At 65.3% G+C, this 14770-nt stretch carries 13 protein-coding genes; 6 read left to right on the top strand and 7 right to left on the bottom strand.

Annotated features, from left to right (window positions below; all coding sequences use genetic code 11):
* Nucleotides 1-18: 18 nt before the first annotated feature.
* Nucleotides 19-180: a hypothetical protein gene (locus ACCQ12_RS10270; protein ID WP_184384527.1), complete on the bottom strand. Its 162-nt coding sequence runs from the start codon at nt 178-180 to the stop codon at nt 19-21.
* 278 nt (nt 181-458) lie between these two features.
* On the opposite strand from ACCQ12_RS10270, the gene ACCQ12_RS10265 reads away from it, so the two are divergent.
* Nucleotides 459-2030 (top strand): thioredoxin family protein, encoded by a 1572-nt coding sequence (locus ACCQ12_RS10265; protein ID WP_372383516.1) that lies wholly within the window; start codon nt 459-461, stop codon nt 2028-2030.
* A gap of 180 nt (nt 2031-2210) precedes the next feature.
* On the opposite strand, the gene ACCQ12_RS10260 is transcribed toward ACCQ12_RS10265, so the two are convergent.
* Complete coding sequence (locus tag ACCQ12_RS10260) at nt 2211-2822, bottom strand: DUF1349 domain-containing protein (protein WP_260214987.1); 612 nt, start codon at nt 2820-2822, stop codon at nt 2211-2213.
* Between the two features lie 229 nt (nt 2823-3051).
* Here ACCQ12_RS10260 and ACCQ12_RS10255 point away from each other — a divergent pair, with 229 nt between their 5' ends.
* From ACCQ12_RS10255 to ACCQ12_RS10245, 3 genes are all read left to right on the top strand, one after another.
* Entirely contained in the window at nt 3052-3594 is a 543-nt protein-coding gene (locus ACCQ12_RS10255; protein ID WP_372383515.1) for a TetR/AcrR family transcriptional regulator, read from the top strand.
* 367 nt (nt 3595-3961) lie between these two features.
* Nucleotides 3962-4387 carry a YqaA family protein gene (locus ACCQ12_RS10250; protein WP_166748602.1) on the top strand — a complete coding sequence of 142 codons (426 nt, stop codon included), beginning with the start codon at nt 3962-3964 and terminating at the stop codon, nt 4385-4387.
* A gap of 147 nt (nt 4388-4534) precedes the next feature.
* Nucleotides 4535-4810: a hypothetical protein gene (locus ACCQ12_RS10245; RefSeq protein WP_039414552.1), complete on the top strand. Its 276-nt coding sequence runs from the start codon at nt 4535-4537 to the stop codon at nt 4808-4810.
* A gap of 69 nt (nt 4811-4879) precedes the next feature.
* On the opposite strand, the gene ACCQ12_RS10240 is transcribed toward ACCQ12_RS10245, so the two are convergent.
* From ACCQ12_RS10240 to ACCQ12_RS10225, 4 genes are all read right to left on the bottom strand, one after another.
* Nucleotides 4880-5938 (bottom strand): Gfo/Idh/MocA family protein, encoded by a 1059-nt coding sequence (locus ACCQ12_RS10240; RefSeq protein WP_372383514.1) that lies wholly within the window; start codon nt 5936-5938, stop codon nt 4880-4882.
* Between the two features lie 328 nt (nt 5939-6266).
* Nucleotides 6267-6950, bottom strand: coding sequence for a thermonuclease family protein (locus ACCQ12_RS10235; protein ID WP_506191672.1), 684 nt, complete (start codon nt 6948-6950; stop codon nt 6267-6269).
* 394 nt (nt 6951-7344) lie between these two features.
* Nucleotides 7345-8661, bottom strand: coding sequence for a PQQ-dependent sugar dehydrogenase (locus ACCQ12_RS10230; RefSeq protein WP_166748599.1), 1317 nt, complete (start codon nt 8659-8661; stop codon nt 7345-7347).
* A complete protein-coding gene (locus tag ACCQ12_RS10225) occupies nt 8658-9074 on the bottom strand; it encodes a hypothetical protein (protein WP_039413927.1) in 417 nt (138 codons plus the stop codon). Before ACCQ12_RS10225 ends, ACCQ12_RS10230 begins: the two co-directional genes overlap by 4 nt.
* Nucleotides 9075-9778: 704 nt before the next feature.
* Here ACCQ12_RS10225 and ACCQ12_RS10220 point away from each other — a divergent pair.
* Nucleotides 9779-10411, top strand: a complete 633-nt coding sequence (locus ACCQ12_RS10220; protein WP_166748597.1) for a carboxymuconolactone decarboxylase family protein — start codon at nt 9779-9781, stop codon at nt 10409-10411.
* A 63-nt stretch (nt 10412-10474) separates the two neighbouring features.
* Here the strand turns inward: ACCQ12_RS10220 and ACCQ12_RS10215 are convergent, their stop codons facing one another.
* Nucleotides 10475-10765: a hypothetical protein gene (locus tag ACCQ12_RS10215; protein ID WP_052210042.1), complete on the bottom strand. Its 291-nt coding sequence runs from the start codon at nt 10763-10765 to the stop codon at nt 10475-10477.
* 1208 nt (nt 10766-11973) lie between these two features.
* Between ACCQ12_RS10215 and ACCQ12_RS10210 the strand changes: the two genes are divergently transcribed.
* The gene (locus ACCQ12_RS10210) at nt 11974-14742 is read left to right on the top strand and encodes a S8 family serine peptidase (RefSeq protein WP_372383512.1); all 2769 of its coding nucleotides are present in this window, start codon (nt 11974-11976) and stop codon (nt 14740-14742) included.
* The last annotated feature ends 28 nt before the right edge of the window (nt 14743-14770 follow it).

Here is a 14770-nt window from a genome sequence, read left to right as displayed (position 1 = left end):
AGCGCGTCACTCCATCGATCACCACGAATGCAGCCCATCCCGTCTCACCTGCCCCGGGCCGAACTGGCTCACCTTGCCCTCCTTGAGCACCACGGCGTAGTCGGTGTGCGTCATGGACACGCGCGTGCGGTGCCGATTGAGATAATTGAACACTTCGAAGGTGCCCAGCCTCGTCAGCACGCGCTGTTCTGGTTGGAACGCGTTTGGCGGAAGCGTCTGAGAAGCTGTCCGCTATCTTTGACGCCTAGGCATCGCCCGTGCCGTGTTGAATGCCGGACACCCTGAATCAATCCGCCACGACAAACGCGCTTTCGACCAGGATTGCGCCTGGCGTGACAGCAGTTCGCATTGCCGGGCCTTCAAGAAATCGAAGGAAGTGACAGTGCCGGTGCACGCGGCGCAGCGTTCCGGGCTGCATGATGACGCGTGCAACCGTCTCCTTCAGGCAAAGGCGTTGCATGGCACTGTCCCTTCGTTCGCGGTCCCTGGCACTGATGACGCTCTCGGCTGTCCTTGCGACGCTGACTGCATGCGAAAAACCCGCGGCGTCAGCGGCGCCCTCCCCGCCTACAACTGCGCGAGCGCAGGCGCCGGCCAGCATCCAGTGGCAGGAAGGCAATGTCGACAAAGCCTTTGAAGAAGCCCGGAAGACCGGCAAGCCGCTCCTGATGTACTGGGGTGCGGTGTGGTGCCCGCCTTGCAATCGCCTCAAGGCCACCACGTTCAAGGATCCGGCGTTCATTGCGCAGGCGCAGCAGTTCGTAGCGGTGCACCTGGATGGAGACCTGGAGGAGGCGCAGGCCGCTGGTGAGCGCTTTGGGGTCAAGGGCTATCCGACCATGATCATGCTGCGTGCGGATGGCAGCGAAATCACCCGGGTGATCGGCGACACCACTACGGCCCAGCTCATCCAGAGCCTGCGCGCAGCGACCCAGTTGCCGACCGGCACCAAGCAGCTGCTGGACGCAGCGTTGAAGACTCCGGCATCGCTGAAGCCGGATCAATGGGCGTTGCTGAGCAATTACGGCTGGCTGCTGGACAACCAGTTGGTCGATGCCAAGGACGCCCCCGGCGTGCTCGCCACGCTGGCAAAGACAGCGCCGGAGCCGCATCTGCAACGGCGCTTCGGGTTGTTGGCGGTTCTTGTCGGCAAACAGAAGCCGGTGGCCTCTGCGGCAACGCACGCATTGCTGCAGGCCGTGATCGCAGACCCGGCGGATGTACGCGCCAACCTGCACGTACTGAACGCGTATGCCGCCACGCTGGTGGCCGCCGCCACCGACGATGCAGGCGAGCGCGCCGCCTTGTCCCAGGCATGGAATGCGGCATTGGCGCAGGCCTACGCCGACCCCACGCTGCCGATCGTGGACCGCTTGCGCACCGCATCTGCAGCAGTCGACCTCGCACGGTTGGCCCAGGGACAACCCGCAGCATCGGAGGCGACCGGGCCGCAGCCTCCCCTGCCCGCCGACGTGGTCGACACCGTGCATCAGCGCGTTCAGTGGGCGCTGGCAACGGCAAAGACGGCCGAGGAGCGTCAGTCCACCATCGAGGCGGCTGTCGACCTGCTGGTCGACGTGGGCGACAACAGCGGCGCCGAACAGGTGCTGCTGGCCGAGCTGGGGCGCAGCAAGACCCCTTCGTTCTACATGCCTTACCTGGGCCATCTGGCCGAGGAACGCGGCGACCGCAAGACCGCGTTGTCTTGGTTCAAGAAGGCGTACGAAGCCCCAGGTAGCGAAGGCACTCTGATACAGCGAGGCATGCCTTACCTGGATGCCATGATCCGGCTCAGCCCGGACGATGCACCGGGCATCGAATCAGTTGCCATCCAGGTGCTCGGCGATCTGGCCAAGCAGCCCGACGGCTATCTGCGCAACAACCGCAGGCATTTCGACCCTGTCGGCGCATCCCTGCAAGCCTGGAGCAAGCAACATCGTGCGCAAGGCGCTGCGGTGATGGCACGAGTGCACGAGAAGGCCAGGACCCTGTGCGGCAGCAAGACCGATTGCTCGGCCTGGCTGGGCTAGGCCGCGAGGTCTGCGGCGAGCGCGTCCACGGTGGCGCGTACGACTCATCCCGCCGCTGGCATGTACCTCGCAAGGGCGCTACCCACATCGCACCGATGATGCGCCTCGACGGTGGCTGCAGGCGTCGCCGCCCTACTCTGCCCGTTGTGGAGCGTGCCTATCGCGCTGGCAGTGCATGTCTCACGACAGATCGTGCAGTTCCTTGCCCAGCACCGGGCCGAGTTGCCAGTCCGAGAACTGCACCTTCAAGCCTTCGCGTTCCGGCGTGCAGGTCATCGGCCCAGCCAGATAACTTGCGGCGACCGGAAACGGGCAAAGCCGAACCAGCGGCCAGTAGATGCCGTCCCTGGACGCCTGCAGACGCAGCACGCCCTTTTCGACGGTGGCGCGCATCCAGAAGTCGGACGGGTCTCCCTCGTAAGGACCGGTGGCCCAGTCCGACCTGCCATCAGTGAGCACGCTGCTGAGCATGGCGCGGCCGTCGCTGAGCTCGATGCCAGCCTTGACCCACTGGCGTTCGTTGGCACGGATCATGATACCGGCCTGGTCGTAGAGTTGATCGAACCTGCCGCGAATGCGTAGCTGGCAGGTGAATGCGGCCGGCGCCGCGAAGCCGAGAAAATGCCCGCTGTCGCGCGTGAAGCCGTAGTGCGTCTCACGCCAGAAGTCCGTGCCCTTGTCGGTCACGACCTCGAGCACGTCGTCGCCCAGCACGCGATGCTGCCTGGGCGCATTGAGCCAGCTGCCCTGCTGCCAGCGGCTGCGCGCTGCTGCGCCTGCACCGGTCGCCATGACCACGCTGCCGGCAGCCAGGCCACCCAGGGTCAGCCTGCGCCCGATATCGATGGGGTGTTGTTCGCAATCGCTCATGCCTGTTCCTCTCAAGGTAACGCTACGTCATGCCATCCGGGGAGCCTCCGCGTCAGGCGCGGAAGCCGATTGCGCCAATTTGTACATCCGTACCAATTGGCGAGTCAACTCTCGATTACCATCACGGCGGTCGATACGTGCGTGGATGCAGATGAGCGGCAGAACCTGGCGCCAGGATCCAAACCGGAAAGAACACATCGAGCTGGCCGCGCTGCAGGTGATCGTGGAGCATGGCGTGGCCGGCACCACCTTCCGCAAGGTCGCCGAGCAGGCGCAGGTGCCCCTGAGTGCGACCACCTACTACTTCGGCTCGATGCACGAACTGTTGATTGCCGCCTTTACGCGCTTTTCGCAGGACGTCTCCAGCAACTTTGCCGCCGAAATCCGCGCTGCCAGGAACCGCGACCAAGCCTGCGATGCGGTGGTGAACATCATCTTTGCCGATGGCACGGCGTCCCCGCGGGTGCTGCTGCTCAGCTATGAGCTGTATGCGTTTGCGCGCCGTCATCCGGAGATGACCGCGATCATGGAGCAGTGGATGGCACGTAGCCGGTCAGCGCTGGAGCTGCATTTTTCCAAGGCCGCTGCAAGCGCGATCGATGCCTTGATCGAAGGCATGACCATCCACCGCTCGGTGGTGCGCATGACCAAGAAGAGCGTGCGCAATGCGGTGGGGCAGCTTGCCTTGCTGTGACGGCTGGTCAGGCTCGCTGCTGCATGCAAGCGAGGCAGAACCTCGCGGTGCGGTGTGCACCGGCTGACGCAGGCACTGCCAGACATGGACCATCTGGTCGGGAGGGCCGCGTTGCTCGCGAACGGGTCCTACACGCGGCGTGTCACCCGTGTGCAGCTGGCCACTGCGCAACCGGCGATTCTCGCAGCGCCCTGCCCTGCCGGTTGCCTGGTTCGCCCGGCATGCGCCGCATCGCCGCCGAAGTCCCGCGACGCCGCCTCCAGTCAGCACCCGCAGCTGCCAGGGCGATTGCGGAAGCAGTCATTGCCAGGCCGCTGGCGGTGGACGTCGATACACTCAAGCCGCCTCCACCCGCTACAGGTCATCGTTGACGTACCTTTCGCTGTTTGCCCTGTCGTTGATCGCCGCTACCCTGCTGCCTGCGCAATCGGAAGCGGCGTTGGCGGCCTTGTTGCTGGATGGCGGCTCGGTGGTGGGGCTGGTTGCGGCGGCGAGCCTGGGCAACGTCCTGGGCTCGCTCATCAACTGGTGGATCGGGCGCGAGGTGGTGCGCTTTCAGGCGCGACGCTGGTTTCCGGTCAAACCGGCCGCCCTGGCGCGTGCGCAGGCGTGGTATGGCCGGTACGGCAGGTGGTCGTTGCTACTGAGCTGGATGCCGGTGATCGGCGACCCGCTGACACTGGCTGCAGGCGTCATGCGTGAGCCATTGCGCGTCTTCCTGCCGCTGGTGGCTGTCGCCAAGACCACGCGTTACATCGTGCTGGCATGGGCGACGGTGTCGCTCATGCGCTGACCGCAGCACGCGCATGATTCGGAGGAGTTCATCCCCGGAGGCGCGCCGACGGACAGTTAACGCACGCGGCCTATGCTGACGGCGCGCAGCGGGGCACCCGTTGCGTCTCCAAGGACAGTGCATCACGGACATCGCAAAGGAGATCGTATGAAACAACTGCACAGTGTGTTGCTTGCTGGATGCCTGCTCGGCCTGAGCGCCCAGGCCTGGGCGGAGGTCGCCAACCTGACCAACAGCGCCGATGGCGCCAACCGCGATGCGGGCATTGCGGCGGTCAAGAAGAAGCTGCAGGACGCCTGTACGTCGCGTCAGGGCAAGGCCGATCCGGCATCGTTCGAAGTGGTGTTCGAAAAGACCAGCACCAACCCCGACGTCCCCAAGCCGTATTACGTGGATGCCAAGATCAAGTGCGATCTGCCGTAAGGAAGGCGGCGGGCGCGGAGTGAACCTCGGCGCCCGCCGCCATCGCTGCAAGCTGCATGGCGCCGCGGTTCAAAGGGCTGCTGCGCCAGCCGCACTTGCGGCCTGCACCTGTGCGCGTGCCACGTCCAGTGTGTGCATGATCTGCACCACTTCATCCAGGGGATGCAGCGGCGATTGGGTGTAACCCTGGCCGATGTAACGGGCAGCCGCTGTGGCTTGCCACGACAGTCCCTGATAACCCTTGATGCCGGTCGGGTCGGTCCATTCCACGGCGGCGCCGGCATCCTGGTTGCCGGCAATGTGCAGCGTGGTCGGATTATGGAAATCGCCGGCCAGGTCGATACGGCCTTCGGTGCCGGCGACATAGGCACGCGAACTGCTGCGTCCGACGATGGAACTGATCAGGGTGGATTGTGCATGCGCGCCATGCGACAGCACCACGGTCGAGAAGGCATCGACACCGGTCTCGGTGAGCGCTCCCACCGCAGTGATTGCGGTGGGCGCCGCGAGGATCATGGAAGAGAACTGCACGGCGTAGACACCCAGGTCGAGCAAGGCGCCGCCACCGAGTTCGGGCCGGCGTTGCCGGTGTGCGGGGTCGCTGGGGCCGTGCTGACTCAGGTCGGCAAACACATGCCGTACGTCACCAAGCGCCCCGTCGGCCAGCAGCCTGCGGATCACCGAGGTGTGTGGGAGATATCTGCTCCACATGGCCTCCATCAGGAACAGGCCGCGCGCGTGCGCTTCGTCCACCAGCACGCGCGCATCGGCGGCGCAGGTGGTCATGGGCTTTTCGATCAGCACATGCTTGCCGGCACGTAACGCCAGCAGGCCGTGTTCGAGGTGTTCGCTATGCGGCGTGGCGACGTAGACGATATCGATATGCGGGTCTTCGACCAAGGCGTCGTAGCGATCGTACGCACGGTCCATTGCCCAGGCGTTCGCAAACGCCTGCGCACGCTCGGCACTGCGCGAGGCCACCGCAACCGGACGTTGCGCAGTGTTACGGCGCATGGCGCCCACGAACGCCGAGGCGATGACGCCGGGGCCCAGCACGCCCCAGCGCAGCGAGGGCTCGCCCTGGCCAGGCAGAAAAAGCGCGGGCTCCGGCACATGCAATTGCGTCATGGGGATGGGCATCTCTACGGGGATGGCGCGATGCTAACAAACCGGATGAGGTGATCCATGTTGCAGGTAACGCCATGCGCGACTGCGTTTACCGCGAGGCGAGCGCGGCTGTAGACCACGGCGGTGCGCTGGCGCTGGCATGCACGCGTTACCCATTGCATGACGGCAGTGCGCAGCAAGCGCAGGGGGCTTGGGTGTTGCTCCCGAGCCCGCGCAGACAGCATGCCGCAGCTGCGACGCAGTGCCAGCAACCGCCATCAGCGATAGGCATTGGGTTGCAGGACGCGAACCCTGCAACAGGCTGCGCGCGACCACACTGCCCCGCCCCTCAGCGCGCTGCGCGGCGCCAGCCTGCATTGATCGCTTCCTGCGGCGAGCAGAAATACCGCTCGCCCTTTGCCGCCGAGATGCTGGTGCGTGCATAGTCGCGCTGGCCCGGCACGTGGAAGATCTTGTTGCCCTTGCCGGAGATGTTGCCCTTGATGGCGCAATGGCCCGGTGCGGGCGGCGATGGCCGCACGCGGGACGCGACCTGGTTGCGTTTGTTGCGCCGATAGTCGGCAGGCATCTGGAAGCTGCCTTGCCAAAGATTGCGCTGTTGCTGCTGGGCGAGGCGCTCGTCGGCGACGAACGCAGTGGCGTACTGGCGATAGGCCACGGCCCAGCCCGAACGTACCATCCAGCGGTTGACCGATTGGCCCTGCACCGTGCATTCGGCAACGGTGCGACCGTAGCGATCGGTCTCCTTCGGCTGACAGCGTACGGTCTTGTCCGTCAGATGGCTGTCCAGTGCGGCAGCGGATCGACGACCGCACGGCCACGGGCGCCCAAGCTGATCGCTGCACTGCTGCGCACTCTCCGGCGCGTCGATCCCCCACAGGCGGATGCGTTGTTGCGCCAAGGTGATCGTGTCTCCATCCGTGACGGTGGCCCGACCAACAATCTCTGCTGCAGCAGCCGGCGACATCAACAGCAGCCCGGCGCCGATCGCCATCAAACATCTCAACACCATCTACAACAATACCCTTGGCGATCGGCAGCACGTCGTCCCGTCGTTGCCGCCTTGTTGCACGTTTCAGCCGGATGGCAATGCCCGGCCATGTCCTGTGCCCGACGCCCACGCGGCAGTGCCGGCGCGGGGCCGGCACTGTATGTCAATGCGATGCGGATGCCCATCCCCGTCAGCGCGGTTGTGCTCGGCCAGCCGCCTTGAATGGGGCCGATGCAACTGCGATTTAAGCATCTCGCCACAAGCAGCCGAAACCGTGGGCTTGTCGTTGCGGCACCATCTGCGAAAAGGCACTTCAGCAGCGAAACACACTACGTCCTGCCCAGGCGCGCGCCTACTGGAGCGCTTGCATCTTGCCCGGCTACTTGCGGAGCCGGGCAGGCTTGCAGGCGGTGACTTACTGTGTGGCGGGTGCAGCGGCGGCGGTCTCCGGCGTGACACGCCAGATGATGTTGGCCAGATCGTCAGCCACGATCAGTGCGCCGCGCGGATCCACCGTGACACCGACCGGGCGGCCGCGGGTCTTGCCGTCGTCGCCATGGAATCCGGCGACGAAGTCGATTGGCTCGCCTGCCGGGCGGCCGTCGCGGAACGGCACGAACACCACCTTGTAGCCGACCGGCGGGTCGCGGTTCCAACTGCCGTGTTCGCCGACGAACACGCCGTCTGCGAATTTCGCGCCCAGGGCGCTCGACGAGAACGCAACGCCCAGCGCCGCGACGTGCGAGCCCAGGGCGTAGTCCGGCTCGATGGCGGAGGCCACTTTTTCAGGATCCTGAGGCATGACGCGGGTGTCGACGTTCTTGCCCCAGTAGCTGTAAGGCCACCCATAGAAGCCGCCTTCGCGTACCGATGTCAGATAGTCCGGCACCAGGTTCGGGCCGATTTCATCGCGTTCGTTGACCACGGCCCACAACGCACCGGTGCCGGGCTGGATCGCCAGTGCGGTCGGGTTGCGCAGACCGGTGGCATACGGCTTGTGTGCGCCGGTTGCTGCGTCCACCTGCCACACCTGTGCGCGGTCAACTTCGGCGACCATGCCGCGCTCAGTGATGTTGCTGTTGGAGCCGATGGCCACGTACAGGTAGCGTCCGTCGGCACTGGCGGTCAGCGCCTTGGTCCAGTGGTGGTTGATGGCCGATGGCAGGTCGGTCACCTTGCTCGGCGCGCCGCTGGCCTTGGTCTGGCCCTCGCGATACTCGAATCGCACCAGCGCATCCTGGTTGGCCACGTACAACGCGTCGCCGATCAACGCGAGCCCGTAGGGCGCGTTGAGTTTGTCGGCAAATACGGTCTTCAGTTCATAGGTGCCATCGCCGTCGGCATCGCGCAACAACGTGAGGCGGTTACCGCTCTTGGCCTTGGAGGTGCCCTTGGCCTTGATCGGGCCGGCAATGATGTCCTTGGGCTTGAGGTTGGGTGCAGCGCCGCCACGGCCTTCGGCCACCAGGATGTCGCCGTTCGGCAACACCAGCGTTTGCCGCGGGATGCCCAGATCGGTGGCGATGGCGGCGATGCGATAGCCCGCCGGAACCGTGGGTTTGCGCTCGCCCCATGCGGTGGGCTCGGCGATCGTCATGTCGGGCAGCACGCCACGGTCGGGTGCAGGCAATTGCGGCGCGGCGCCGTGTTGGTCAAGCTCAGGTGCCTTGCCGCAGGCAGCCAGGGCGGCAGCCAGGGCGGTGACCGCCAGAACACGTGTCGCGCGGCTCATCGTGCACCTCCCATGCGCAGACCCGACAGCCCGGCCCAGGTAGCGACCAGGGCGAACAAGGTGGCAATGCCCGACAGCACCAATGCGGCCGGCATGATGGCCCAGGCGTCGCGCGCATGATGCAGGGCGTCGAAGAACCCCACGATCCACGTTGCCACCAGTGCAATGAGATAGATCACGTTGCGGCTGCCTTGCACCAGCCCAACGATGGCCGCCACCAAGGCAAGCGTGGTGAGCACCATTGCGCCAACCAACAGCCACGAAGCGAAGTTGCTCCATTGGATCTGATAGCTGCTCCAGTAGGCGTAGTCGCTGAGCAGTGTGCCCAGGAACAAGGGCCACACACCGCCGAGAACGGCTGCATGGAACGGATGGATGGCCCGATCACGGGTCGGGACAGCGGTTGCATTCATGGCGGACTCATTGGGAACGATGGCGAAACGTGCCCACGATGCTGCCAGCTCGCATGTGACGACCAGGATGATATTGGCGAATCTGCACTGACACGATGCACGCAAGCAGCAGCCCCATGCGTGGGGCCCGCACGCAGTCGGGCTCGGCGTTGCAGCGCACACGACGGATTGTTGGCTGCGGAAGTGTCGCTTGCGGTGAGACTGCGCCCGACGCTGTGCTTGCCACGACGATGGCATGCAGCGCAGCGTGTGCACGGTTCTCCGCACGCAGCATCCATCGGGCACATCGGCAGCGAATGTGATTCGCTGACATCGGTGGTCTGTCGATCTGATGCGTGCCTGGCGCTGCGATGGCCATGTGCCGATGCACGCCCGCTCACAGGCCGCCACAACCACACGTCCTCGCCTCAGTGCATGCATTCCACGCCGATGACGCGTTTATCCGGATGCGACAGGCCAGCGTCGAACAGCTTGCCGCGGCGACGACGCATGCCTGATGCGGCATCGACGTGCCGCCTATCTAAACCCCATGCACGGTCAGACGCAGGCGCTTGGAATCGCCTGCGTCTATCCCTAAATCTAGCGGAGAGCCACGGCAGCCTGGCACGACGCAGTGGTCGCGCGTGTGGCGACTCGCCCTTCATCGCGGCCGCGGTCTGTGTCCTGCCCCTCCCCCGCGACAGCAGTTTCCGGAGTCAACCACCATGCCCATCTCGGACAGCCTCACGGCCCGGCAGCAGGCCATCGTCCCCATTGCTGCATTCGCCGCCACCGGCGATATCGATCGCCTGGACGGCGCCTTGAACGCGGGCCTGGATGCCGGCCTGAGCGTCAACGACTGTAAGGAACTGCTGGTGCAGGTCTACGCCTACGCCGGCTTTCCACGCAGCCTCAATGCGCTTGCCGCATTGATGCAGGTCACCCAGGCGCGCCGCCAGCGTGGCCTCGACGATGCGCCCGGCACCTTGCCGGGCCCGGTGCCGACCGGGCCGGCGTTGCTTGCGTTGGGTACTGCCAATCAGACGCAATTGGCCGGCGCACCGGTGGCAGGACCCCTGTTCGAGTTTGCGCCGACCATCGATACGTATTTGAAGACGCATCTGTTCGGCGACATCTTTGCGCGCGACAACCTGGACTGGGTGAGCCGTGAATTGGCCACGGTGAGCATGCTGGCGGCACTGGAGGGCGTGGAAGCGCAATTGCTCTCACATCTGAAGATCAGCATGAACATCGGCGTGAGCACGGCGCAGTTGAACGCACTCGCCCAGGTCCTGGATCAGCGCGTCGGCGCCGCCGCCGGAACGCGCGCCAAGGCGGCGTTGGCCAAGACCCGGTAAGCCCGTCATTGCCAGGATCATGCCGCATGCATTCGGCGGCGCGCCGCAAGCCGGTGAAGCCGCTTATTCGGAAGCGCGGCGGTGCGGCGGCCGTCGCTGCGGTGCCATCCGCGCAAGCGCCTGCTTCCTGATCAACTGGTCGATGTACTGCTCTGCCAGTCGGGTGCCGATCTCCAGCGCGCTCTGCAGCGAGCCGAAAGTGGGCGCGCTGGCCAGAGGTACCGTGTGCCCGCACACCTGCAAGGTGTCCAGCACCACGCGTTGAGGCTCCAGCTGGCGGGCGACGACACGATACGGCAGTCCCTGATCGGTCCCGTCCATCGCCATCAAGGTGTCGCTTTGCTTGGTGCCCATCGACCCGAGGATAGCGGCGATTCCGCACCACGCCAGCGTCCCACTTTGAATGGTTTATGCAGACGCTACCGGTGATGCTGCGATGCCAGGCCCTTCGCTGTCGGCATCCCTTATTGGGCAGCCTCCAGGGCAGCGCCATGCGAAGCGATGACGACGTCGTGGTGGTCGTGCCGCGTCTCGCCTGGCGACGGGCGCCGCTACGCGCCGGGGTCAGGGCGCCTTCCGCGCGTCTGCACCATCAAGTCCGTCGACGGCTACCCGGCCGGTGGCTCGCCCTCCCCTGCATGTAATGGCAGCGGTGGATAGCGCACGGAGCAGCAGGCCGGCAGCGCCCGCCGAAGCTCAGGCAGCCTCGGCCGTCGGCCCGGGGTGGAAGTGGCAACGGCCAATATTTATAGTTATTTATTCGCTGACCGCTAAAACATACTTCGAAACCCCTCCTCATCTGGCGAATATTTCCGACGTGCCGGCTTGCCGGAAATAATTTAAATACTAGCGTTAAAAAACAGAATTATTCAAGCCGTTCATTTTCATGCAACCGATTGCGTAATTTTGCGCCAATGGCGTCGAATTTTGCACAATCTCCGCGACAAGATTGCAGCCGACCCTCGTGGCCGCGTCCCGATAAATAGATCGCGCGGCGTCCAGGCCATGGTTAGCGTACGGATGCGGCGCCCCCGATATTCAAACGCAGCACCTTGCAGAAGAGCCCGTTAGATGCCCTAACGTGCGCTTGAATCCGCTACGCCGGGTGGGCAATACACCTACATCTGCCAGCTGTTTCCCCTATTACCTGCGATTTGGGTCTCATCTAGGATTGCCGCCCTTCGAGAAACGTGACTACTTATTGTCCAGCTCGGTGTCACATTCGGTTTCGGCCGGGGCCATGCGCGCACCTTTTAATCCGATTTAGCTATGGATTAAATCGTAAATGGCTATCGAGCGGATCTATCTCTGAATAGCAACTGTCCGTTCAGATTTTAGAGGCAGCAGATAGCGCCGTTAAACAATCCGCAAGCTGCGGCGATTGCAATCGTGCATCAGCCGGGTTTGTCGCAAGCGCTGCTCCGAGGGGACGGACCAGCAAACCCTCGAAGTGAATAACCCGTGAAATATATGCCTTCGCTGGCGATCGCTGGCGCAGGGACCCTTTGCGCCAGATTCAGATCCAGCAGTAGCGGCGCGCCTCCTACGGAATCGACCAACCCATGAATCGCTCGCTGCTTGCAACAACCATCGCCTCCTGCCTCGTCCTGACCGCCTGTGGCGGCGGCGGTGGCGGTGGCAACGTCCGTAACGACCCGCCGCAGAGCACCGTGATCGCGCCGGCGCCAACGCCAGCGCCGACACCGACGCCGACTGCGCCGACGCCCCCCACCACCACCGCCGACCCGCTGCCCAAGACCGCGCCGGTTCCGACCCCTGCGCCTGCCCGCTACCAGGGCGTGGGCAGTAACCTGCTGGTGCCGATCAATGCCGATCTGGCGCAGCAGGCCGGCGCTCGGGGTCAGGGGGTGAAGCTGGCGGTGCTGGACGACAATCTGGTGCCGAGCTACACGCCGATCAACGGCAAGGTCGATAGCGTCAACGATTACACCGCCAGCCCGGGCACGCCCGAGTCGTCGTCCAATGCGCTGCGCGGCCACGGCACGATCGTGTCGGCGCTGGTACTGGGCTCGGCGCAGGACGGGTTTGCCGGCGGTGTCGCGCCGGATGCAGACCTGTTCTATGCACGTATCTGTGCGGAAAATTCCTGCGGTACCCAGCAGGCGCGTCGCGCGGCGGTGGATCTGGCCGCCTCCGGCGTGCGCATCGCCAACCTGTCGCTGGGCGCGTCGTACGCCGATGCCGCCGGCAGCGCCAATGCGGCCGCGGCGTGGCGGTTCGCACTGACCCCGCTGGTGCAGGCAGATGCGCTGATCGTTGCCTCCACCGGCAATGAAGGCGCGGCGGAAGCTTCGTACCCGGCGGCCACGCCGGTGCAGGAAGCCAGTGTGCGCAACAACTGGCTGGCCGTGGGCGCGATCAATGTCGATAGCTCCGGGAATGCCGCGGGCCTGACCAGCTATTCCAACCACTGCGGTGCAGCGGCGCAGTGGTGCCTGGTCGCGCCGGGCAGCTTCACCGCGCCAGCGCTGGCCGGCACCGAGTTGCAGGGCCAGGTCGCCGGCACCTCGTTCTCCACCGCAGCCGTCAGCGGCGTCGCCGCGCAGGTGCTGGGCGTGTACCCGTGGATGAGCGCGTCCAACCTGCAGCAGACCTTGCTGACCACCGCCACCGACCTGGGCGACCCGGGCGTGGATGCGCTGTACGGCTGGGGCCTGGTCAATGCGGCCAAGGCCATCAAGGGGCCGGGCCAGTTCGCCAGCAACTGGTCGGCCAACGTCGGTGCCGGCTACGACAGCACCTTCGGCAACGATATCTCCGGTGCCGGCAGCCTGACCAAGAACGGCACCGGCAAGCTCACCCTGAGCGGGGCCAATACCTACACCGGCGGCACCACCATTGTCGATGGCGTGCTGTCGCTCTCCGGCAGCCTGCGCTCGGATCTTCTGGTCGCCAACTCCGCCACCTTCGAGTCACGCGGCGGTGTCATCAACGGCGGCTACAGCCTGGTCAACGCGACCGGCACCACCGCCATCGAATTGGGCAAGGGCCTCACCGTCACCGGCCTGGCCAGCTTGAAGGGCAATCTGCTGCTGTTGCCGGAAGCGGCCGGCTACACCGTCGGCAGCACCGAACGGATCGTCAAGGCCGGCGTCCTGCAAGGCACCTTCGACCGTGTGCAGTACGCCAACAATTTCTTCTGGACCGCCTCGCTTGCGTACGACCCGACCACCGTCATCGCAACCTTGACGCGGAATGCGTCGGCGGCGAGCGCGCAGGCGGCCGGTGCACCGCAGGCAGTGGTCAGCGGGGCAAGCCAGGCCGATACGCTGGTGAAGGTGCTGGATACGCGCGTGGCCGCCGGCGACACTGCAAACCTGGGCGGCCTGATCAGCGCCACCGGCGCGCTGCTGGCGGCTTCCGATGCGCAGGTGGCTGCATCGCTGCCGACGCTGGTCGGTCAGGTGCATGGCGTGGAGCGCACGCTGGGCTTCCAGTCCGCACTCAACGATGCCCGGGTTGCCGCCGATCGTCTGCCGTACCTGGCCGACACCACCACGCTGACCACCTGGATGCAGGGCAGCTATCTGGATGGCGACATGCGCCGCAGTGGCTTTGCCTCGGCCGACTATACCCAGCAGGCCACCACCGTCGGTGTGGATCTGCCGGTGGGCGGCGCCGGCACGGTGGTGGGCGCGGCGCTGACCTCGGGCCAGGATCGCGCCCATATCGATGAATCGGCCAGCCGTCTGCGCTCGGATCGCTATGCGATGACGGCGTATCTGTATCAGCCGCTCGGCCAGGCGTATGTGTCGGGCATCGGGTCGTACGGCATGAGCAATGTCGAGACCGAGCGCAACGTGCAGGCCGGCAGCATCGGCGAGCGTCTGCAGGACAGCCGCCACGACACCAACTGGTCGCTGCGCGCCGAAGTCGGCCTGATGCCGCACGCAGGGTTGTCGCCGTTCGTGGCGGCAGGTGTGGTCAGCCAGACCCAGGACGCGTTCAGTGAGGCCTCGGTGACCGGGTTGGGCCTGAGCGCCGGCAGCGACACCCTGCGCGCAGGGTATGGCGAAGTCGGCGTGCGTGGTCACCTGGTGCACGGCAAGTGGGGCTTCGATGGCCTGGTTGCGTATCGCTCGCTGTTGGGCAATCCGAATGCCGACTTCACCGCCTGGTTCACCGGTCTGCCGGAAGCACGCTTCAACGTGGCGGGCACGCCGGTCTCGCGGCAGGCCGTGCGCGCCTCGGTGGGCGTGCGCTACGAACTCAACGATGCGTTCTCGCTGTATGGCAACGTCGGTGCCGAGCGCGGGCGTTCGGATTCCAACAGCATCAACGCCAACGTCGGTCTGCGCTGGCAGTTCTGATTGCAACGATGGCGTGCCCGGCATGCCA

This window comes from Xanthomonas sp. NCPPB 1068 (assembly GCF_041479385.2).
In the GTDB taxonomy this organism is placed as follows: Bacteria; Pseudomonadota; Gammaproteobacteria; order Xanthomonadales; family Xanthomonadaceae; genus Xanthomonas; species Xanthomonas cannabis.
Note: the sequence above shows the minus strand (reverse complement) of the source record. Positions and strands in the feature narration are given on the sequence as shown.

Coding starts and splice junctions, on each gene's coding strand:
- ACCQ12_RS10265 (WP_372383516.1), top strand. CDS start 459: ATGGCACTGTCCCTTCGTTCGCGGTCCCTGGCACTGATGACGCTCTCG.
- ACCQ12_RS10210 (WP_372383512.1), top strand. CDS start 11,974: ATGAATCGCTCGCTGCTTGCAACAACCATCGCCTCCTGCCTCGTCCTG.
- ACCQ12_RS10235 (WP_506191672.1), bottom strand. CDS start 6,950: ATGGTGTTGAGATGTTTGATGGCGATCGGCGCCGGGCTGCTGTTGATG.
- ACCQ12_RS10230 (WP_166748599.1), bottom strand. CDS start 8,661: ATGAGCCGCGCGACACGTGTTCTGGCGGTCACCGCCCTGGCTGCCGCC.
- ACCQ12_RS10225 (WP_039413927.1), bottom strand. CDS start 9,074: ATGAATGCAACCGCTGTCCCGACCCGTGATCGGGCCATCCATCCGTTC.
- ACCQ12_RS10260 (WP_260214987.1), bottom strand. CDS start 2,822: ATGGCGACCGGTGCAGGCGCAGCAGCGCGCAGCCGCTGGCAGCAGGGC.
- ACCQ12_RS10245 (WP_039414552.1), top strand. CDS start 4,535: ATGAAACAACTGCACAGTGTGTTGCTTGCTGGATGCCTGCTCGGCCTG.
- ACCQ12_RS10220 (WP_166748597.1), top strand. CDS start 9,779: ATGCCCATCTCGGACAGCCTCACGGCCCGGCAGCAGGCCATCGTCCCC.
- ACCQ12_RS10240 (WP_372383514.1), bottom strand. CDS start 5,938: ATGACGCAATTGCATGTGCCGGAGCCCGCGCTTTTTCTGCCTGGCCAG.
- ACCQ12_RS10215 (WP_052210042.1), bottom strand. CDS start 10,765: ATGGGCACCAAGCAAAGCGACACCTTGATGGCGATGGACGGGACCGAT.
- ACCQ12_RS10255 (WP_372383515.1), top strand. CDS start 3,052: ATGAGCGGCAGAACCTGGCGCCAGGATCCAAACCGGAAAGAACACATC.